The sequence below is a fragment of the Pseudotabrizicola algicola genome, from assembly GCF_010915705.1.
GTDB lineage: Bacteria > Pseudomonadota > Alphaproteobacteria > Rhodobacterales > Rhodobacteraceae > Pseudotabrizicola > Pseudotabrizicola algicola.
The window spans coordinates 233,280-254,194 of sequence record NZ_JAAIKE010000005.1 but is presented as its reverse complement, the minus strand read 5'-3'; the positions used below and the strand labels follow the sequence as shown (position 1 = coordinate 254,194).

Below are 20,915 nucleotides of genomic sequence, written 5' to 3'. Positions count from 1 at the left end.
CGAAGTCCGGCAAAAGAGAGGGGCGGAACCGTTCGGCGCCGCCCCCATCGTCCCTTCGCCCAGGTCAGGCCGCGCGTTGGCGCATGGCCTTCAAGGCGGTGATGATCTTCTGTGCCAGCGGCTTCGTGACAAAGCGCAAGGACGATACCTTGAAGGTGCGCAATAGCCATGCGTTCAACTGGTCTTCGGTCTGGTAATGATGGTGGGTCAGTTCGTTCCAAAGGTTTCGGATCAGCTCGAGCTGTGCAAGCGATGCCATGCCGGGACGCTCACCATAATCCGGCCCCTTCTTTTCCATTGGCCGGAAGCCGACACGCTCAAGCCATGCCATGAAGGCATTAAAGCCTTCGGCGTCGAACTCGGTGCAGGACGTGACGCCGAATTGCGCAAGCGCCGTGCGGTAAACATCATCCGGTATTTTCAATTGCCGAACAGCCAATTTTATCAGGCTGATTTGACGCGGGGATATCGCCATATTTGCCTCCATTATGATCCGGTCATGATCCGGTTTGAGAGTTTGTTCAAAGTATCAAGTTCGGAATTGCCAAGCGCGCCAAGTGCGGCGGCGGCAAGATGCGCCATATCGGCAAGGCCATGGTGGCCTTCGTATTCGCCGTCTTGCTGAATACGGGCCAAGAGTGCGAAGACATTTTCCGCTTGGCTCATGCGAATGCAAACAGTGTCGATCGCATCGGCAAAAGTGGTCGCTTCCTCGGCCGTCAGTTTGAGGGGCGGCACCTTTGCGTCTGCCTCGGCCTTCTCGGCCGCGATGATTGCCTTCATTTCCTCGGCACTCTTACCCGGCACATAGATGGCCCTGCCTTCCCGCGCATTCTTGACGCGGTAGTCTTCTTGATCAGCCTGCATCATTGAGCGCGATCCTTTCCATCTTCCACGCCGCCCACGAATTTTGCGCGGCCCAAGAGTTCACGCCCGCGACCCATAAGCGCCTCATTCTGTCGGGTCGGGTTCAGCCACATATCCAGCACCTTGCGCACGTCCGGTTCGTCCGAACCGCGCGTATCCAGCACCACGCCCAAGGTGGACAGGGCTTGCGCGATCTTGCGCAACGTGTCGTGGGTCACGTTGAAGATGGCCCGCAGTTCATCCGCTTCCTCTGACGAAAGCGGAACGATCATTGCCCAACGGCCCCTGAACATTTCGGCTTCCTCTTTGGTTATCGTCAGCCGGATCAGCACGTCTTGACGGTCCATCACTTGCGGCCCCCGCAGAACATGATGGCGCGCCGCAGATGTTCGGCGGTCAATGGGCCATTCCCCGCCAAGGCGACGGCCTGACGGTGCGCTTTCGCCACGGCCCGAAGGTTGCCGCTGTCATGGCCGAAGGCTTCCAGCATCGGGCGCAGATCTTCGGCTTCGGGCAACAGGCAACGGGCAAGGTCGGCATATTCGGCCCGATCAGGCCGGGGCAATTCCAGATCATGCGTAACGCGCGACATGAGCGGGCGGAACTCTGCCTTTTTGGTCCGGCCCCCTTTGTTGAAGAAGGAGTCGTTCCCGACAAGCAACAGCCCGAAGGCGGGGGCGAAAGTATCGCCAAGGCGCGCGGCGTCGCCGCGATCCCAGAGGCCGCGCAGCATTTCCAGAATGTTCGTCTTGAGGCCTTGGCCTTCGTCGATGATCACAAGGATACGCTCACCAAAGCCCCGGAAAGGGGAACCGGATAAGATCAGGTCAGCAAGGGATTCGACTGCGGAACTGGCGACACCGCCGCTGATGCCATAAGGCGCAAGCATGGCGCGGGCGAAGGAACCGATTGACCCTTCCACTTCGGGCGAAGAGGTCAGGAACAACACCCGGTCCCCGTTCGCTTCGAGGTCGCGCCGGATGGTCTCCAGCGCGAAGCTTTTGCCAATGCCCACAGGCCCCCGGATGATGCCAAGGCCTGCCGTCGCAATGATCTGCCCCGCGACTTCCTTAAGGATTGAATGGGCGCGGGTTTCGATGGTAACCCTATCCAAGTGCATATCTAACATGTGATCTTCTCCGATCATGGGTTGCATAAAGAGGGGTCAGCGATTGCCGTCGCTGGCCTCTCGGCTTGTCTGGTCCCCCGAACGGGGAAACAGGTCGTCCAGAAGCCGCCGCTTGCGGGCGTCTTCCTGTTCTTCAAGGTCGGTTTCCGATATGGGCCGGTTGGTCTTGTCGATGGCCCGTGTCCAGATATCGGGCGAAGGTGCCATGGGCGGCGTCATGTCCGCCGCCGCCTTCTGGGCTTCAAAGGTGGACAGGTTCGGGTCAATGTCGCGCGACAGGTCGCGGATTGCCCGATTGACCCCGGCTTCAAGCTGACCTTGCAGCCTTGCTCCGTCGCGGTTCCCATCTGCAAAGATTGGCAAGAGGTCGATCCGAACGATGTCCTTTTTCTTGGGCGTGCGCACGAAGACGTAGCCCCTGTCTTTGCGCAAGGGCGTGAACACTTCCACCGTGTCACCCGGCAACAGGCCGTCCAGACAGTTGCTGTGATGTTGCCGCCCATCCACATTGATGCAGCCTTGCCGCACCATGCGTGTATCGGACTGGCTGAATATCAGGTCAAAGGTTTCTGCATCTGGGTTGCGCGGATGGAAACCCGTTGCCTTGATCTTGGCTTCAAGCATCTGTTTCGGCGACAGGCCTGCAAGGCGGCTTCCGGCGCTTTGCGGGCGGCTATTGTAGATCGCCACCGCATCCCTAATATCCTGTTCCAACTGTGCAAGGCCCTTGCGGTAAGGCTCAACCACTTTGCCCTTGTTGACCGTCTTCTTGTTGGTGCGGTCACCGCCAATCCACCCCGGAAGACCTTTGAGTATCCCTTCAAAGATGTTGAAAAGGCCTTCGATTCCGCCCTTTCCTGTCGGGCTGTAAGGCTTGGCGAGAGTTACCTTGTGGTCAATTTCCGCAACGACAGAAAGCCGCTGCATAGCCCCCGCAAGTGCCGAATACTCGCCTCCGTTGTCGAGGTAGTATTCTTGCGGGATGCCCCCATGTGGGCACATGGTCACCTGTGCAAGCGATTCCGCCACATCTGCTTGAATGACTCCCTTGCCTTTGCTCAGGAAGACGGGCGTCACCCAAAGGAACATACTGGACGCATCAAGCCATCCGATCAGGCGAACGCGGACAGGTTCTCCGGCCTCTTCCACCAGAATATCAACATAGTGAACGTCCCCGATCAGCAGACCCATGGGAACAGGGTGCAGGCCGCGCCGGACGCGCGGCGGAACCTTGTCTTGAAACTTCTTGTTGTCCTTCTTCTTCCAATAAATCAGATAGTAACTGTCCAGATCATGCCGCTCGGCCCATTTGGTGTTCAGGCCGCATAACGGCTGCAAATCCCGGACCAAAAGCTTGCTTTCGGCCTCAAGGGACAGGCGGCAAAGCTCTTTGCTTGCAAGCCTCAACACTTCACGAATGGCCGTGCCGTCATTGGCTATCAAGCTACGCGCGAACTTCACCAGTTTCTCAGATATGCCCCGGCAAGCCTTCTCGGGCAGATCAATCGCCGCATCCCATTCCCGCGTGACAATGACCCGCAATTGCCCCCGGTCGCTGCGCTGGTCCGGCAACAGGCCGACAAGCCCGCGCTCTTCAAACGCCTTCACCCAATCGCGCAGGGTGCTTTCGGGAATCTTGACGGTTTGCGACCGTATGGCCTGCAAGGTTGCCGCGACAATGCGGAACCGTTCGGCCCGTTCCGCCGTGCCTTTCGGGGCCTCAAGAATGGGCTGGATGATCCGAAGCCGCGCCTTCTGTTCCTCAAATTGCCAGTCTTCAACGTGGCATTTAACAGGTGTTTGAAAGGGGCTTTGAACGACCGGCAACAGGGCGTCCAGACGGTCGCGCAAGGCCGGTGGGCAGTGATCCAGCGCCAAGCCCCAGACCATCCCCGCCTTGCCCCCACGGTTGCCGGGAAGGGCCACCACAGGCAGAACCTGTCCCCGCCACGGCTTGCCAAGGGCGGCGTTGGAAAAGACCTTTCGCGCGGCCCGGTCACCGATGCCCATCACCTTTGCAAATTGGTCCACTCCAACGATACTCATTTGGTTTCTCTGACCTTTGCCAGAAATGCCGCCGCAAGGGCAGTTGCCTTTGGCCCGGTTCGCTTGCCGGACACGACCTGCCCGACATGCTGTCTCACGAAGCCATGGGCCTCACAAAAGGCCTTCAACGACGATCCGCGGCGGACAAGCTCGGCGCGAACGTCTTTCAAAAGCTCGGGAGAAGGTGTATTCATGTGACTCGGCGCTTCCCATTGGGGGACGTTGTTCACAATGAACACTACATGTTCACAATGGGACGGTCAACTGTGAATGATGCAGGGGAAATCATCGAACGTTTGAAGGCGCGGTTCCGTGTCGATTCCGACAGTGACCTTGCCGCCAAGCTGATGATCAGCCGAAGTTCAGTTGCGAACTGGCGGAACCGGAACAGCGTGCCGGACCGATATCAGCGCGTTGCGGAAGGCGACATCAACTGGTCTGCATTCTCCACGGGCATTGTTGACATGAGCTTGGTTGAAAGTGCGGCAATGCGACTTGCCATGCTTCGCCTGATGCGAGACTTCGGGGACATAGCGAAAGATTACAGGGCGTTTCTTGAACGGTCCGGACAGGCCGCTGCGACATGGCCTATCTATTGGTCAAAGGCCTGCAAAGACGTTCAAGAGGCAATGGCCGAAAGCGGGTCAGATGACGCCTTCAACATCGTTTCCCTTATCGCATATGACGAGGTTTTCGCCGCGAAGTGAGGTTCCGCAATCGGTTCCGCAATCGCAGGTGCATCCAATGAAATCAATAGGTTAGCTTTTGCGAAAGTGCAACCAATTATTTCGGAATGAAACACCATAACCATTTGATTTTAAAGAACTATACGCTTTCGCAATGGTTCCGCAATCGCGCCGCGCCGTTCCGGTTTAATTTGTCGCGCGTCAGCGTGCAGCAAATCACCCCGTGCGGCGATAGGGTATAAACTATGTTGAATAAACAAAAAAATTTTGGGCAGGCTGTGCCGCGATACAGCTTTGCGCGGCCAGGGTGGTGGCTGTGGTTGCGGGCGGCCAGCTTTCGCCATTTCCGCCGGACGAATCTGGCTTTTCCAAAGTTCCAATCGATACGAATCATTTGTTGATTCGCGGCGTGATGCACTATTAAGAGAGCGTTACCTATCTTTCAGATGGGTCTGTCATACCGCGGGTTGTGTAATCTCTCCTTTGGGGGTGTTTGGTGCGAAGGTCCGCTCAAACTGTGTTTGCCGTTTCTCGGGCCGCTGAAACCTTTTCGCGCCGCCTCGCACCGTCCCAAGTCCAAAGTCTTGCACCCGTGCGGATGACTCGCTCTCCGCTCTCGCCTTGTCCTTTTTCACCGCCGACCGTTGACCCATGCCCGCCACCGCCGGTTTACCACGGCGTGGTGTGTTCGGGCATTTAACCATTTCATCCAAGAGGCAGGCCAAAATGCCAGCACCGACCGATCCGCTTTATCCGCTCCAGTGGCATTTCCCCATGCTGGGGGACATAGAGACAATCTGGGCCGATTATTCGGGGGCCGGAGTCAAGGTCGGTATCTATGATGACGGCATCGACTACCTGCATGAAGATCTTGCGGTCAATTACGATGCCTCGCTGCATGTTGTGAACGACTCGAACAATCCGGTGGACCCGTTTCCGGTCGGTCCGGCCGATGGCCACGGCACCGCTGTCGCCGGCCTGATCGGCGCTGCGATGAATGGCACCGGCTCGGTGGGGGTGGCGCACGGCGCGACGCTGACCGGCGTGAATGTTTTCAATGCCGGCGTTTATGGTTTTATCAACGCTGTTGATATGAACCCCTTTATGAATGTCATGCAGCAGGGCGTCAAATTTGACGTCATCAACAACAGTTGGGGCCGTACGCCCGACTATTATCCTTATGATTACGAACCGACGCTCGACGCCATTTATTCCGATCTGGTGGCAACGGGGCGTGGCGGGTTTGGCACAGTCATCGTGCAATCGGCGGGCAACAATTCCATCGACTCAAATGGCTCGGTCGCCAACGCCTCTCGCTTTACGGCCACCATTGCGGCGACCCTTTCGGGGCAGGCGGCTTGGTATTCGAACCACGGCACCAGCATTCTTGTTGCTGCCCCGGCCGCCGCTTTCACCACCGACCGGACCGATGATGCGGACAATCTGCTTTCCTTGATTAGCGTTCCGCTTTACTCCACCCCGAGTTTTGTCGACATTGACGACGACGGCGATTTGGACGTGGTGGTGGGGACCGACCCTGGCGCGCTCCACACCTTCATCAATACCGGCACTTCTTTCGTCCAGGCAACAGGCGCCGCAAACCCTTTCAACGGCATCACTGGCCTGACCGCCCCGAGCTTTGTCGATCTTGACGGTGACGGTCGAGCGGATCTGGTGTCAGGGGCAGCAAACGGCCAGTTGCGAAGCTTTCGTAATGAAGGCGCGGGCGTGTTCACCGCATTGACGGGCGCCGACAATCCCTTCAACGGGGTGGACATCGGTTCATACAGCACGCCCAGTTTTGCAGACATTGACGGCGACGGCGACATGGACGCCCTGCTAGGAAATCAGAGCGGGGGGCTGCTCACCTTTTTCAACAATGGCTCGGGGGTTTTCACGCAGGCCATCGGGGGCGCCAACCCTTTCAACGGGCTGATTGTCGAGGGTTTTAGCACACCTGCCTTCGTCGACATCGACCTTGACGGTGACATGGACGCGGTCGTGGGGTCCCAAAATGGAACGCTGCGTACGTACCTGAACAACGGCGCGGGAGTTTTTACCGTAGCAACCGGCGCCGCAAATCCGTTTAACGGCTTCGATGTCGGCAGGTTCAGCGCACCCACCTTTGCCGATATCGATGACGATGGTGACATGGACGCGGTCGTCGGCGAAGAGTTCGGCACGCTGTACGTCCTGTTCAACGATGGCACGGGTGCATTTACCTCCCAGAGCAGGTTTGGCTATAGCGACGGGGAATACACATCCCGGTTTGGCGGGACTTCGGCGTCGGCCCCTGTCACATCAGGCGTTGTCGCGCTGATGCTCGAGGCAAACCCCGACCTCGGTTGGCGCGATGTGCAGAACATCCTCGCCAATTCGGCCACATTTGTCGGGTCTGCCTATACCGCCACAGTTGCAGGGGCCAACGAAAATGGCGTGTGGCAAAGCAACTCCGCCGCGAACTGGAACGGCGGCGGCATGCATATCCATACCAATTACGGTTACGGCACCGTAAATGCCTACAACGCCGTGCGGATGGCAGAGGTCTGGAGCCTGTTCGGCGAGGCGCAGACCAGCCAGAACGAAATTGAAGCCAGCGGCAGCGCCGTGTTCAATGTCAACGCGACCTCTGCCATTGCCGGCGGCGTTACCCGAACGATCGATATCATCGAGAATGTCTTCATCGACCATGTGGCGCTGACCCTCGACTTTACCGGATACATCTGGGACCTGTTCATCACCCTGACCTCGCCTGATGGCACGTCCCTCGTGGTTTCGGATCGCGCAGGAGACTCCAGTTGGGGTGTGGCCTGGCCTTGGACCTTCGGCATCGACCATCTGCGCGGCGAATTGTCGGCAGGAACATGGACGCTGAACATCATCGACCGCAACACATCGCGCAGCGATTTCATCCGCGACGCAAAGCTTGATATCTACGGCTCCAGTTACAGCCCCGACACCGTGCATCACATCACCGACGAATTCATGACGATGGTCGGCTTTGATCCTGCCCGAAGCCAGATCGTCGAGGCGGATGGCGGCAGAGACTGGTTGAACCTGGCGGCGGTGACTGAACAGATCGAACTGTTCCTGAATGACACCGGCGGGTCACTGGCGCTGGGTGGTGTTGCGGCGGCAAGCCTGCAAGGCGCGTTCGAAAACGCGGTGGGCGGCGATAGCAACGACGGGATTTACGGCAACAGCTTTGCCAATGAATTCCACGGTGGCCGTGGTGACGACATTATCGTCGGGCGTGACGGCGCGGACCGGCTCTTCGGGGGCAGGGGGCATGACGTGCTGTATGGCGGCGCAGATGATGACAATCTCGAAGGCGGCGATGGCAATGACACGCTGCGCGGTGGCGCTGGCGATGACGTGATCGATGGCGGTGACGGCAATGACACCGCCGTTTTCACCGGAACGGCCAACACCTTTGTCGATCTGCGCATCACGACCGAACAAAACACCGGTCACGGGCTCGACAGGCTTGTCGGCATCGAAAACATCCTTGCCTCCGCGGGAAACGACCACCTGATCGGCAATGCCGCGAACAACATCCTGAATGGCGGCTCTGGTCACGACAGCCTTTCGGGCGGCGAGGGCAATGACGATCTGCACGGCGGCACAGGCGATGATGTGCTCGAAGGCGGCACCGGCAATGACATTCTGCGCGGCGGCGCGGGCAGTGATACCGCCCTGTTCACCGGTGCGGTCAACACGGTTGCCGATCTGAGGACGACCGCAGCACAGGATACCGGGCATGGTGTGGACAGGCTGTTCGGGATTGAAAACCTGTTCTCGGGCGAAGGCGATGACTGGCTGATCGGCAGCGGTGCCGCCAACCTCCTCAGCGGCGGAGAGGGCAACGACAGCCTGAGCGGCCTCCTCGGCGATGATACGCTCGAGGGCGGCGTCGGCGACGATCTGATGATCGGCGGTGCCGGCACGGATACCGCCCTGTTCACAGGCGCGATCGACACCGTGGTCGATCTCAGGAAGACCGGTCCGCAGAACACCAATCATGGCCTCGACACCCTGCGGAGCATCGAGAATGTCACCTCGGACGCCGGCGCAGACCTGCTGATCGGCAATAACGGCGCCAACGTCCTGAACGCGGGCGCGGGCGATGATGTGCTGCGCGGTGGACGCGGCGACGACACCCTGATCGGTGGCCTTGGCAATGATATACTGTCCGGCGGACCGGGTGCCGATGTCTTCATCTTCGACACCGGTCTCGGGCCCGCGAATGTCGACGTCATTCTCGACTTCACGGTCTTGCTCGACCGCATCGGTCTGGGCGCGGCGATCTTTGACGTGTTGCCCTTCGGCGGGCTTGCGGCCACCGCTTTCGCCTCGCTGACCGCCGGTGAAAACGCGACTGCCGATCACCGCATCATCTATGCCTTTGATCTGGGCGATCTGTTTTATGACAGTGACGGCGAGGGCGGCGTGGCGGCTGTGAAATTTGCGCAGCTCGATGCGGGGCTAGCGCTGAGCCACACCGATTTCTTCGTGTTCTGATCGCCCTCGGGCGGTCTCGTCGGGCTGCGTCCGTCTGTGATGATGCAGCCCGCGCCAAAGCCGCTGTCCGTTCGCCCCGGACGACGTGGGCCGTCCTGCGATCAAGGGCAGATAGTTCACGCACCCCGGCGCGTTTCATGTGCGGCAGGGCATTGGTCTGGCTTCCGTGGTCGAGGCCGCGGGGGCACTCCCTATCCGGCGCGCTCCAGAATGGTGCAAAGATCGTCATGCGACAAGGTCACGGGGTTGCCCTTGGTAGAGGACGCCCCCTGCGCCCTCGAGGCAAAGCGGGCATGCGCCTCGGGCGTGACGCCAAGCGCAGACAGTCGCGGCAATCCCGCCCCATGCGCCCAGTCGGCCAGCCGCATCGGTGCCTCGTCCGGCGCGCCGCCCAAGACGCGCGCAAGGATGCCGCACACATGATCCAGTCTGCGCCGCGCCTCTCCGGTCGCGCGCGCGCGGTTCATGGCCAGCACCGGCCCCAGCAGCGCGCCGCAGATCGCCCCATGCGCCGCCCCCGTTGCACCGCCGATCCCGGCGGCAAAGCCATGCACCACCCCAAGCCCCGCATTCGCCAGCGCCAGCCCGCCGCACAGCGAGGTCCATGCCAGCGCATCGCGCGCCGCCGCATCCTCTCCCGCCTGCAACCGCATCAGCGCGCGCAGCCCCGTCTCGATCACCGGCTCCGCGATGGCATCGCTGTAAGGTGTCGCGCGGATCGAAACATAGGGCTCGATCACCTGCGCCACCGCATCCAGCCCCGATGCCAGCGTCACCGGCCAAGGGCAATGATCGGTCAGCGCCGGATCGACAATCGCCACCCGCGCGATCATGCGCATATCGCGCAGGCTCACCTTGACGTGGTGGTCCGGCAGCCCGATCACCGCATTTCTCGTGACTTCCGCGCCTGTGCCCGCCGTGGTCGGCACCGCGATGAAGGGAAGCGGCGCCGCCACCAGTGGCAACCCCTTGCCCACCACCTCCAGATGGTCCAGCGCCTCGCCCGGCGCGGGGATCATCGCGGCCAGCGCCTTGCCCAAGTCGAGCACCGCGCCGCCCCCGATCGCCAGAACCCAGTCGGGCCGATGGGCGCGGGCGCGCTGCGTCGCGTCCTCCAGCATCGGCAAACTCGGCTCGGCGGGGCAGGGCAGCGCCAGTGCCCCGGGCCCGAGCGCAGCCAGCAGCGCCGCCGCCCGCGCCGGATCGCGGCCATGAACCACAACGCCCCGCGGACCGAAAGCGCGCGCCGCCTTTGCCGCCTCTGCCGCCCGCCCGCGGCCGAACAGGATCTGCGGCGGCTGATGGATGGCGAAGCTCATACCGACATCGTCGCCTGCACCGCGCGGCCCCAACGCGCGTATTTGGCGTCGCGCGTGGCCTCGTCCATCTTCGGCTCGAACCGCCGTTCCAGCGCCCAGCCCTGAGCAAAGGCTTCTGGCGCGTCACAGAGCCCCGCCTGCAATCCGGCCAGATAGGCCGCCCCGAGCGCCGTCGTCTCGGTCACGCGCGGACGGTCTACCGGCGCGCCAAGGATATCCGACAGGAATTGCATCGCGAAATCCGACGCGCTCATCCCGCCATCGACGCGCAACACCCCGTCCGCCGCTGCGCCCCAATCGGCGCGCATCGCCTCCAGCAGATCGCGCGTCTGATACCCGACCGACTCCAGCGCCGCCCGCGCCAGTTCCGCCGGACCCGAGTTTCGCGTCAGCCCATAGACCGCCCCGCGGCACTCGGGCCGCCAATAGGGCGCGCCAAGCCCGGTGAAGGCAGGCACCAGAACCACGCCCTGCGCCTCCTCGGCGGCTTCCGCAAGGCCTTGGGTCTCTGACGCATGGCGGATGATCTTCAGCCCGTCGCGCAGCCATTGCACCACCGCGCCAGCAATGAAGATGGACCCTTCCAGCGCATAGGTCGGCTTGCCGTCAAGCTGGTAGGCGATCGTCGTCAACAGCCGATGCGTCGACGGAACCCGGTCGGCCCCGGTGTTGAGCAGCGCAAAGCACCCCGTGCCATAGGTCGATTTCATCATGCCGGGGGCAAAGCAGGCCTGCCCCACGGTGGCCGCCTGCTGGTCGCCCGCCACCCCGAGGATCGGGATCTCGCGCCCGAACAGATCGGCCCGCGTCACCCCGAAATCGGCGGCGCAATCCTTGACCTCGGGCAGCAGCGCCATCGGCACCCCCATCAGCGCGCAGATCTCGGCATCCCATTGTCCGGTCGAGATGTTGTAAAGCATCGTGCGCGCCGCATTGGTGGCATCGGTCGCATGGACCCGCCCGCCGGTCAGGTTCCAGATCAGCCAGGAGTCCACCGTGCCAAAGGCCAGCTCCCCCGCTTCTGCCCGCGCCCGCGCACCCTCGACATGGTCCAGAAGCCATTTCACCTTGGTCGCGCTGAAATAGGGGTCGAGCAGCAGGCCGGTGCGCTCGGTGATCATCGGCTCGTGGCCCGCGTCTTTCAGCGCGGTGCAGGTGTCGGCGGTGCGGCGGTCCTGCCAGACGATGGCGGGGTGGATCGGCTGCCCGCTCGCGCGGTCCCAGATCAGGGTCGTCTCGCGCTGGTTGGTGATGCCGATGGCGGCGATCCGGTCCGCCTTGACACCGGCCCGTTCCATCGCCGCGCGTGCCGTGGCAGCGACGGTGGACCACAGGTCGGAAGGATCGTGCTCGACCCAGCCGGGGCGCGGATAGTGCTGCGTGAACTCTTCCTGCGCCGAAGCGACCACCTGCAACCCGGCATCAAACAGGATTGCGCGGCTGGAGGTGGTGCCCTGATCGATGGCAAGGATATGGGTCATGGCATGTCTTTCAGAGGCTTTTGGTATTTTCTGTCCTTAAATATCCCCGCCGGAGGCATCCGACAGCGGCGGCAGGAGCCTCCGGCGGGGATATTTGAAGACAGAAAATGGGGCAAAGCCTGCGCCTTGCCCCATCTTGGTTCAGATCACTGCCAGGACTTGATCAGCTCGTCATAGCTGATGGTCTCGCCCTGCGGCTTTTCGTTCTCCAGCTTGGCCACCGGCGCGCCGGGAGCATCGAGCCAGACCTGCGCATCTTGCGGCTCGTTCAGTTTCGGGCCGATGTCGCCCTGAACGCCCGCGCGCTCGATCCGCTCCATCACGCGCTCCTGCTCTTCGCACAGGGCATCAAGCGCTTGCTGCGGGGTTTTTGCCCCCGACATGGCGTCGCCGATGTTCTGCCACCACAGTTGCGCCAGCTTCGGGTAATCCGGCACGTTGGTGCCGGTCGGCGACCACTGCACGCGGGCGGGCGAGCGGTAGAATTCGACCAGACCGCCCAGTTTCGGCGCGCGCTCGGTGAAGCTTTCGTGGTCGATCGTCGACTCGCGGATGAAGGTCAGGCCGACATGCGATTTCTTGACGTCCACGGTCTTGGACACCACGAATTGCGCATAGAGCCATGCCGCCTGTGCGCGGTCCACCGGAGTGGATTTCATCAGCGTCCACGATCCGGCGTCCTGATAGCCGACCTTCATGCCATCCTGCCAGTAGGTGCCGTGCGGCGAGGGGGCCATGCGCCACTTCGGCGTGCCATCCTCGTTCATCACGGGCAGGCCTTCCTTGACCATGTCGGCGGTGAAAGCGGTGTACCAGAACATCTGCTGCGCGATGTTGCCCTGCGCCGGAACCGGACCGGCTTCGCCGAATGTCATGCCCTGGGCTTCTGGCGGGGTGTATTTCTGCAGCCACTCGATCGCCTTGGTCACGGCATAGACGGCCGCTGCGTCGTTGGTCGCACCGCCGCGCGCAACGCAAGACCCGACAGGACGCGAGTTTTCGTCCACGCGGATGCCCCATTCGTCGACCGGCAGGCCGTTGGGCTCGCCCACATCGCCCATGCCGGCCATCGACATCCACGCGTCGGTGTAGCGCCAGCCAAGCGAGGGGTCCTTCTTGCCGTAGTCCATGTTGCCCCAGGCCGAAGCGGGGCCACCGGCATAGGTCATGTCGCGGCCGGTGAAGAATTCGGCGATGTCCTCATAGGCGGACCAGTTCAGCGGAACGCCCAGATCATAGCCGTATCTCTCCTTGAAATCGGCCTTGGTCTTCTCGTCGTTGAACCAGTCGTAACGGAACCAGTAGAGGTTGGCGAACTGCTGGGTAGGCAGCTGGTACAGCTTGCCATCCGGCGCGGTCGTGAACTTGGTGCCGATGAAATCGGCGATGTCGAGGTTCGGGTTGGTCACCGCCGCCCCTTCGCCCGCCATCCAGTCATCGAGGATGCGCACCTGCTGATAGCGCCAGTGGGTGCCGATCAGGTCCGAGTCGTTGATGTAGGCGTCATAGATGTTCTCGCCCGACTGCATCTGCGTCTGCAGCTTTTCCACCACGTCGCCTTCGCCGATCAGGTCATGCGTGACCTTGATCCCGGTGATCGCGGTAAAGGCCGGGGCCAGCACCTTGGATTCATACTCGTGCGTGGTGATGGTTTCCGACACCACCTTGATTTCCATGCCCTTGAACGGCGCAGCGGCATCGATGAACCACTGCATCTCTGCTTCTTGCTCGGCCCGCGACAGCGTGGACAGCTCGCCGATTTCCGCGTCGAGGAACGCTTTGGCGGCGTTCATGTCGGCCCAGGCCGGGGCCGATCCCGTGGCCATCAGCGCAAGCGCCATGGCGGTGGCAGTGTGACGAAGTCTCATTCCATTTCCTCCCAGAAATATCAGTCAACAGATGTGGTGCCGGGCGCAGTCTTTGTGCTGTGTCCGGTCGTGGCCGTCCTGCCTAGACCCAGCGGAAGACCGCTGCGGCATAGACAAGGCAGAGGATGACGGCACCCCAGAGCGGAGCGCCGAAAAAGAACAGCCAGCCAAGGCAGATGAAGGCCGAGCCGAGAAGCGAGATGAACAGACGATCGCCCCGCGTGGTTTCGATCCGCAAAACGCCGACACGCGGGGTTTCGGGAAAGCGGATCGCCAGCAGCGTGAAGGTCACCAGAAGACAGGCGATCGTCCAGAAGAACAGGGCGACGGGCAGGGTCCATGCCATCCAGCCGCCGGGGTTCATCGGGGCGAACCATGCGATGGCGCCGTCCTGCCGTGGCGCCGCCAGCAGCAGCGCGCCCAGGATGGCCCCCATCACGGCGGCAGCAGACAGGCTGATCAGCGTCCAGTTGGCGCCCTTGGCCGCGGCGTTGTTCGAAGCGGTCATCACACCCTCCCCAAGGCGAAGCCTTTGGCAATGTAGTTGCGGACGAAGTAGATCACCAAGGCCCCCGGCACGATGGTCAGCACCCCCGCGGCTGCCAGCACGCCCCAGTCCATCCCCGAGGCCGACACCGTCCGCGTCATGGTGGCCGCGATCGGCTTGGCGTTGACCGAGGTCAGCGTGCGCGACAGGAGCAGTTCGACCCAGGAGAACATGAAGCAGAAGAAGGCGGCCACACCGATGCCCGAAGCGATCAGGGGCATGAAGATCTTCACGAAGAACTTGGGGAAAGAATAGCCGTCGATATAGGCCGTCTCGTCAATCTCTTTCGGCACCCCGCGCATGAAGCCTTCGAGGATCCAGACCGCCAGCGGCACATTGAACAGGCAATGCGCCAGCGCCACCGCGATATGCGTGTCGAACAGGCCGACCGAGGAATACAGCTGGAAGAACGGCAGCGCGAACACGGCAGGCGGGGCCATCCGGTTGGTCAGCAGCCAGAAGAACAGGTGCTTGTCCCCCATGAAGCTGTAGCGGCTGAAGGCATAGGCGGCAGGCAGCGCCACGGCCAGGCTGATGACCACGTTCATCGTCACATAGATGATCGAGTTGATGTAACCCATGTACCAGCTCGGATCGGTCAGGATCACCATGTAATTGCGGAAGGTCAGTTCCTGCGGAAACAGGGTGAAGGAGGACAGGATTTCCGTGTTGGTCTTCAGGCTCATGTTCACAAGCCAGTAGATCGGCAGCAACAGGAACAGCAGGTACAGGCCCATCACAAGGGCGGAAGGCTTCACACGCATCATTTGGACTCCTGCCGATCAAGGTTGGTCATCACGGTAAAGAACACCCAGGACACAAGAAGGATGACGAGGAAATACATCAGGCTGAACGCCGCCGCCGGACCAAGGTCGAACTGGCCGATCGCCATCTTCACCAGATCGATCGACAGGAAGGTGGTCGAATTGCCGGGGCCGCCGCCTGTCACCACGAAGGGCTCGGTGTAGATCATGAAACTGTCCATGAAGCGCAACAGGATGGCGATCAGCAGCACGCCCTGCATCTTGGGCAATTCGATGTAGCGGAACACGGCCCAGCGGCTGGCCTGATCGATCTTGGCGGCCTGATAATAGGCCTGCGGGATGGATTGCAGCCCGGCATAGGCCAACAGCGCCACAAGCGAGGTCCAGTGCCAGACGTCCATCACGATGACCGTCATCCACGCGTCGAACGGGTCGTTGGTGTAATTGTAGTCAATCCCGAGCGCGCCCAGCGTGTGCCCCAGAAGCCCGATGTCGACGCGGCCGAAAATCTGCCAGATCGTGCCCACCACGTTGAACGGGATCAGCAGCGGCAGCGACATCAGCACCAGACAGAACGAGGCCCAGAACCCCTTTTTCGGCATGTTGAGCGCGATGTAGATCCCCAGCGGCACCTGGATTGTCAGGATGATGGCCGAGAACAAGATCTGGCGGCCCAAGGCGTCATGCAGACGCGACGAGGTGACCATTTCCTCGAACCACTCCAGCCCCACCCAGAAGAACTTGTTGTTGCCGAATGTGTCGTTCAGCGCGTAGTTGACCACCGTCATCAGCGGCAGCACCGCCGAGAAGGCCACCACCACCAGCACGGGCAGCACCAGAAACCACGCCTTGTTGTTCTGGGTCTTTATCATCACGCAGCCCCCCCCGTTACGCGCCAGTCATCGGCATAGACATTGATCTTGCCCGGTGCGAAGGCGGCATGGGTCAGGTCCGCGCCAATCTCCATGCCCTCGGGCGCGACGATGCTGATCGGCTGCCCCGCCACCTCGGCGCGGATCAACCGGTGCCGGCCCACGTCCTCGACACGGCGGATGCGGCAGGGCAGGCCCTCGCCACGGCTCAGCGTCACATATTCCGGACGAATACCGATCTGGGTGCGGCCGCTTAGTGGCCCATAGGCCGCACCCAGACTGACCGACGCCCCTTGCAGGTGGGCGCGGTTGCCCTCGATCTTGGCATTGAACAGGTTCATCCCCGGCGAGCCGATGAAATAGCCCACAAAGGTATGCGCCGGGGTTTCGAACAATTCCTCGGGCGTCCCCATCTGGACGACCCGCCCGTCATACATCACCACCACCTTGTCGGCGAAGGTCAGCGCCTCGGTCTGGTCATGGGTGACGTAAATCATCGTATGGCCGAAATCGCGGTGCAGCTTTTTCAACTGCGTGCGCAGTTCCCACTTCATATGCGGGTCGATCACCGTCAGCGGCTCGTCGAACAGGATGGCGTTCACATCCTCGCGCACCATGCCGCGACCAAGGCTGATCTTCTGCTTGGCATCGGCGGTCAGCCCTTGGGCCTTGCGCGACAGACGGTCCTCCATCCCGATCATCTGGGCAATGGCCTGCACCCGCTCGGCAATATATTTCGGGTCCATGCCGCGATTGCGCAGCGGGAAGGCAAGGTTGTCGCGCACCGTCATCGTGTCGTAAACGACCGGAAACTGGAACACCTGCGCGATGTTGCGCTCGGATGTCTCGGCATCGGTCACGTCGCGGTCACCGAACAGAACCCGCCCTTGCGACGGGCGCAAAAGACCGGAAATGATGTTCAAAAGCGTGGTCTTGCCGCAGCCGGAAGAGCCGAGCAGCGCATAGGCCCCGCCATCCTTCCAGACGTGATCCATCTGCTTCAGCGCGAAATCCGACTCCTTGGTCGCATTCGGATAATAGCTGTGCGCAAGGTTCTTGAGCGTGATCTGTGCCATCTTACGCGGCTCCCTTGACGTCCGAGCGGGCATAGGCGGCCGCTGCCGCAAGACGGCCCTCGGCATCGAAAAAGTAGACATGCGCCGGATCGAGCCAGACCGTCACCTCGGTTCCGTCCGCCAGATCATGCACCCCGTGCACAAGGCCCACCCATTTGTCGCCCCCGTGCCTCAGGTGCAGGAACGTCTCCGATCCGGTGATCTCGGTCACGCCCAGCGTGCAGCGGAACGGCACCGCATCGGCAGATGTGCGCTCCAGCGTCAGGTGATTGGCGCGAAACCCTGCGGTATAGCGCCCGTCGGCCAGCGCGGCGAAACTGCCGGTCGCGGGGGCCGTCGCCTCGCCCAAGGCAAGCTGCCCACCCGCCTTCGTGCAGGGCAGGAAGTTCATCGGCGGGTCCGAAAACACCCGTGCCGTCGTCATGTCGGCAGGCTGGCGATAGACCTGCGGGGTCGGCCCGAACTGGGTCACCTGTCCCTCGTGCAGGGCTGCGGTATTGCCGCCCAGCAGCAGCGCCTCTTCGGGTTCGGTCGTCGCATAGACAAAGATCGCGCCCGAGGCTTCGAAGATGCGCGGAATCTCGATCCGCAACTCCTCGCGCAGCTTGTAGTCAAGGTTCGCCAGCGGCTCGTCCAGCAAGACCAGCCCCGCGCCCTTGACCAGCGCCCGTGCCAGCGCGCAGCGTTGCTGCTGCCCGCCCGACAGTTCCAGCGGCTTGCGCTGGAGCATCGGGGTCAGACGCATCATCTCTGCGGTCTCGCGCACCGCCTTGTCGATGTCCTTGGCGTCCCGCCCCATGATCCGCAGCGGCGAGGCGATGTTCTCGTAAACCGTCAGGCCGGGGTAATTGATGAACTGCTGATAGACCATCGCGACCTTGCGATCCTGCACCCGCAGGCCCGTCACATCTTTCCCGTCCCAGTGGATGCGTCCGGTGGTCGGCGCATCCAGCCCCGCCATCAGCCGCATCAGGCTGGTCTTGCCAGACAAAGTGGGGCCAAGCAGCACGTTCATCGTGCCCTTTTGCAGCGTCAGGGTCGTCGGGTGGATATGAACCCGCCCCTCTACCGACCGTGACACAGAGTGCAATTCCAAAGCCATCCGCGTTCCCTTATTCCGCCGCCGGGCTGACCGCCCGCCGATTGGTCATGTACTCGTCGATGCGGGCGATCTGCGCCGGTGTCAGCCGCAGGCCCAGTTTGGTGCGCCGCCAGACCACATCGGCGGCGCTGTGCGCGTATTCACGCGCCATCAGCCAGCGCAATTCCGCCTCGGTCAGGCTTGCGCCGAAATCCTCGCCCAGATCGGCATAGGCCTTCGCGCTGCCCAGCAGCGTCATCGCCTCCGTGCCATAGGCGCGGATCAGGCGGGCGGCGTGATAGGCGGTCAGATAGGGATGCGCCGTGCGCAGCGCCGCCGTCAGCGCCGCAACGCCATCCACCGGAAAATCCCCCCCCGGCAACGCCTGACGCGCGGTCCATTTCCCCTTGGCAGCGGGAAAGAACGGCGCCAGCTTTTCCATCGCGGATTCGGCGAGGCGGCGATAGGTGGTGATCTTGCCGCCGAACACGTTCAGCAAAGGCGCCCCCGCCTGATCGAGCGACAGCACATAATCGCGCGTCGCCGCGGTCGCCGATTTCGCCCCGTCGTTATACAGGGGGCGCACACCCGAATAGGTCCAGACCACATCTTCACGGGTGACAGGCGTTGCGAAATAGTTCGACGCGAAATCCAGCAGGTAATCGCGCTCCTCGTCGGTGCAGACCGCCGCTTTCGGCGCGCCCGTGTGGTCCTTGTCGGTGGTCCCGATCAGGGTGAAGTCCTGCTCGTAGGGAATGGCAAAGATGATGCGGCCATCCTCGCCCTGAAAGAAATAGCAGCGGTCGTGGTCGTAAAGCTTGCGCGTCACGATATGGCTGCCCCGCACCAGCCTGACCCCTTCGGATGAATTGATGCGCGCCACGTTGCGGATCACATCCTCGACCCACGGCCCGCCGGCATTCACCAGCGCGCGGGCGCGGTGGGTGACCGCTCCGCCGGGGCCGTTCGTCACGATCTCCCAATGGTCGCCCTTGCGCGTCGCGCTGACCACAGGGGTCTGCACCATGATCCGCGCGCCCCGCGCCTCGGCATCCCGCGCGTTCAGCACCACAAGCCGCGAATCCTCGATCCAGCAATCGGAATATTCGTAGGCCCGCACGAACTTCGCCTTGAGCGGTTTGCCCGCGCTGTCGCGCGTCAGGTCCAGCGTGCGCGTCGCCGGCAGAATCTTGCGCCCGCCCAGCGTGTCATACAGGAACAGCCCCAGCCGGATCAGCCATGCCGGACGCCGCCCCTTCATCCAGGGCATCACCAGCCCCAGCAGGCGGCTTGTCGGCGTGTCGCTCTCGAAGCGCATGTCGCGGTGATAGGGCAGCACAAAGCGCATCGGCCACGAGATATGCGGCATCGCAGCCAGCAGGGTTTCCCGCTCTTCCAGCGCCTCGCGCACCAGGCGGAACTCGAAATACTCCAGATAGCGCAGCCCGCCATGAAACAGCTTGGTCGAGGCAGATGACGTCCCCTGCGCAAGATCACCCTGCTCGGCCAGCACCACCGACAGGCCGCGCCCGGCCGCGTCACGCGCAATGCCGCAGCCGTTGATGCCGCCGCCGATGATGAACAGGTCTGCCATATCGGTCGGCTGACCGTTTGCTGCATTGTCCAAGTCGAAATCCCCCCTGGAAAGGTTGCCCCCCCATGCCGCAACCCTGCCCCAGCCGATCCCGTCACGTCAATCGTATTTTTTCCTTTTTGCGCGAAAATATTCGATACGAACATTTACGCGGGTAAAGGGCAGCTTATCTGACGTATTCTTCGGGAGCCGCGCGCAAACGAATAACGGGGCGCAAAACTTCAGGCGGTGACAAACCGCGCCGAGTTATGGCAAAAGGGAAGGAAAGGACGCATCTGTGGCATTGAATTTTAGGCAAAGCGGTATTCTCGAGATTGCCCGGCAGGAAGGCCGGGTCGTGGTGGAAGATCTGGCGCAGCGGTTTGACGTGACGCTGCAGACGATCCGCCGCGACCTCACCGAACTGGCAGAGGCCGGGCATCTGGACAGGGTGCATGGCGGGGCGGTGCCGCGCACGGGCGTGGCCAATATCGGCTATGACGCCCGCCGCAAGATGAACGAGTCGGCAAAGGCCGCCATCGCCCGCGCCTGCGCCGCAGCCATCCCCGACAACGCCTCGATCATCATGAACCTTGGCACCACGACCGAGGCCGTCGCCCGCGAACTTGTCCATCATCGCAACATCACCGTCGTGACCAATAACATGAATGTTGCCAATCTGTTGCTGGCCAATCCCAGTTGCGAGATCATGCTGGCGGGCGGCGCGCTGCGGCGCAGCGACGGTGGTCTGGTCGGCGAGTTGACCACACAGTTCATCGAGCAGTTCAAGGTCGATTTCGCGGTCATCGGCACCTCCGCGCTCGACCGTGATGGCGACCTGCTCGACTTCGATCTGGCCGAAGTTCGCGTCAGCCGCGCCATCCTGCGGCAGGCGCGTCAGGCGTTTCTGGTGACAGATCACAGCAAGCTTGGCCGATCCGCTCCGGCGCGAATCGCCAGCCTGTCGGAACTGGATGCGGTGTTCACCGATCAGCCCCTGCCCGACAACCTGATGTCCGCCTGCGAAGGCTGGGGAACCCGCGTCACCGTCGCCTGCTGACGGGCAGGGGTGCACCCCCCGCCTG

17 protein-coding genes are annotated in these 20,915 nt (G+C 62.1%); 3 read left to right on the top strand and 14 right to left on the bottom strand.

Annotation, left to right across the window (positions count from 1 at the left end; genetic code table 11):
* Window positions 1–64 precede the first annotated feature (64 nt).
* From G3572_RS16065 to G3572_RS16045, 5 genes are read right to left on the bottom strand one after another with little or no spacing between them, the layout of a single operon-like run.
* The gene (locus tag G3572_RS16065; RefSeq protein WP_240335582.1) at window positions 65–487 is read right to left on the bottom strand and encodes a regulatory protein GemA; all 423 of its coding nucleotides are present in this window, start codon (window positions 485–487) and stop codon (window positions 65–67) included.
* Window positions 487–867, bottom strand: coding sequence for a hypothetical protein (locus G3572_RS16060; protein ID WP_164613730.1), 381 nt, complete (start codon window positions 865–867; stop codon window positions 487–489). The genes G3572_RS16065 and G3572_RS16060 overlap by 1 nt, the downstream gene beginning before the upstream one ends.
* Window positions 867–1,214 (bottom strand): hypothetical protein, encoded by a 348-nt coding sequence (locus tag G3572_RS16055; protein WP_164613728.1) that lies wholly within the window; start codon window positions 1,212–1,214, stop codon window positions 867–869. Before G3572_RS16055 ends, G3572_RS16060 begins: the two co-directional genes overlap by 1 nt.
* Window positions 1,214–1,996, bottom strand: coding sequence for an AAA family ATPase (locus tag G3572_RS16050; protein ID WP_164613726.1), 783 nt, complete (start codon window positions 1,994–1,996; stop codon window positions 1,214–1,216). Before G3572_RS16050 ends, G3572_RS16055 begins: the two co-directional genes overlap by 1 nt.
* A gap of 36 nt (window positions 1,997–2,032) precedes the next feature.
* Window positions 2,033–3,874 carry a transposase gene (locus G3572_RS16045; protein ID WP_164613723.1) on the bottom strand — a complete coding sequence of 614 codons (1,842 nt, stop codon included), beginning with the start codon at window positions 3,872–3,874 and terminating at the stop codon, window positions 2,033–2,035.
* A gap of 410 nt (window positions 3,875–4,284) precedes the next feature.
* Between G3572_RS16045 and G3572_RS16040 the strand changes: the two genes are divergently transcribed.
* Window positions 4,285–4,749, top strand: a complete 465-nt coding sequence (locus G3572_RS16040; protein ID WP_164613721.1) for a helix-turn-helix domain-containing protein — start codon at window positions 4,285–4,287, stop codon at window positions 4,747–4,749.
* A gap of 705 nt (window positions 4,750–5,454) precedes the next feature.
* Entirely contained in the window at window positions 5,455–9,249 is a 3,795-nt protein-coding gene (locus G3572_RS16035) for a S8 family serine peptidase (RefSeq protein ID WP_164613719.1), read from the top strand.
* A 191-nt stretch (window positions 9,250–9,440) separates the two neighbouring features.
* On the opposite strand, the gene G3572_RS16030 is transcribed toward G3572_RS16035, so the two are convergent.
* The 9 genes from G3572_RS16030 to glpD all read right to left on the bottom strand — a co-directional run bounded on the left by G3572_RS16030 (window position 9,441) and on the right by glpD (window position 19,851).
* Entirely contained in the window at window positions 9,441–10,568 is a 1,128-nt protein-coding gene (locus tag G3572_RS16030) for an iron-containing alcohol dehydrogenase (protein WP_164613717.1), read from the bottom strand.
* A complete protein-coding gene (glpK, locus tag G3572_RS16025) occupies window positions 10,565–12,049 on the bottom strand; it encodes a glycerol kinase GlpK (RefSeq protein ID WP_164613715.1) in 1,485 nt (494 codons plus the stop codon). Before glpK ends, G3572_RS16030 begins: the two co-directional genes overlap by 4 nt.
* A gap of 146 nt (window positions 12,050–12,195) precedes the next feature.
* Entirely contained in the window at window positions 12,196–13,917 is a 1,722-nt protein-coding gene (locus G3572_RS16020) for an ABC transporter substrate-binding protein (RefSeq protein WP_164613713.1), read from the bottom strand.
* An 82-nt stretch (window positions 13,918–13,999) separates the two neighbouring features.
* Window positions 14,000–14,425 carry a DUF2160 domain-containing protein gene (locus G3572_RS16015; protein WP_240335581.1) on the bottom strand — a complete coding sequence of 142 codons (426 nt, stop codon included), beginning with the start codon at window positions 14,423–14,425 and terminating at the stop codon, window positions 14,000–14,002.
* The gene (locus G3572_RS16010) at window positions 14,425–15,228 is read right to left on the bottom strand and encodes a carbohydrate ABC transporter permease (RefSeq protein WP_164613810.1); all 804 of its coding nucleotides are present in this window, start codon (window positions 15,226–15,228) and stop codon (window positions 14,425–14,427) included. Before G3572_RS16010 ends, G3572_RS16015 begins: the two co-directional genes overlap by 1 nt.
* Window positions 15,228–16,100 carry a carbohydrate ABC transporter permease gene (locus G3572_RS16005; RefSeq protein ID WP_164613711.1) on the bottom strand — a complete coding sequence of 291 codons (873 nt, stop codon included), beginning with the start codon at window positions 16,098–16,100 and terminating at the stop codon, window positions 15,228–15,230. Before G3572_RS16005 ends, G3572_RS16010 begins: the two co-directional genes overlap by 1 nt.
* The gene (locus G3572_RS16000; RefSeq protein ID WP_164613709.1) at window positions 16,100–17,176 is read right to left on the bottom strand and encodes an ABC transporter ATP-binding protein; all 1,077 of its coding nucleotides are present in this window, start codon (window positions 17,174–17,176) and stop codon (window positions 16,100–16,102) included. Before G3572_RS16000 ends, G3572_RS16005 begins: the two co-directional genes overlap by 1 nt.
* 1 nt (window position 17,177) lies before the next feature.
* On the bottom strand, window positions 17,178–18,278 hold the full coding sequence (locus tag G3572_RS15995; protein ID WP_164613707.1) for an ABC transporter ATP-binding protein: 1,101 nt from the start codon (window positions 18,276–18,278) through the stop codon (window positions 17,178–17,180).
* A 10-nt stretch (window positions 18,279–18,288) separates the two neighbouring features.
* On the bottom strand, window positions 18,289–19,851 hold the full coding sequence (gene glpD, locus G3572_RS15990; RefSeq protein WP_164613808.1) for a glycerol-3-phosphate dehydrogenase: 1,563 nt from the start codon (window positions 19,849–19,851) through the stop codon (window positions 18,289–18,291).
* 277 nt (window positions 19,852–20,128) lie between these two features.
* On the opposite strand from glpD, the gene G3572_RS15985 reads away from it, so the two are divergent.
* Window positions 20,129–20,890: a DeoR/GlpR family DNA-binding transcription regulator gene (locus G3572_RS15985; RefSeq protein WP_164613705.1), complete on the top strand. Its 762-nt coding sequence runs from the start codon at window positions 20,129–20,131 to the stop codon at window positions 20,888–20,890.
* Window positions 20,891–20,915: the final 25 nt, after the last annotated feature.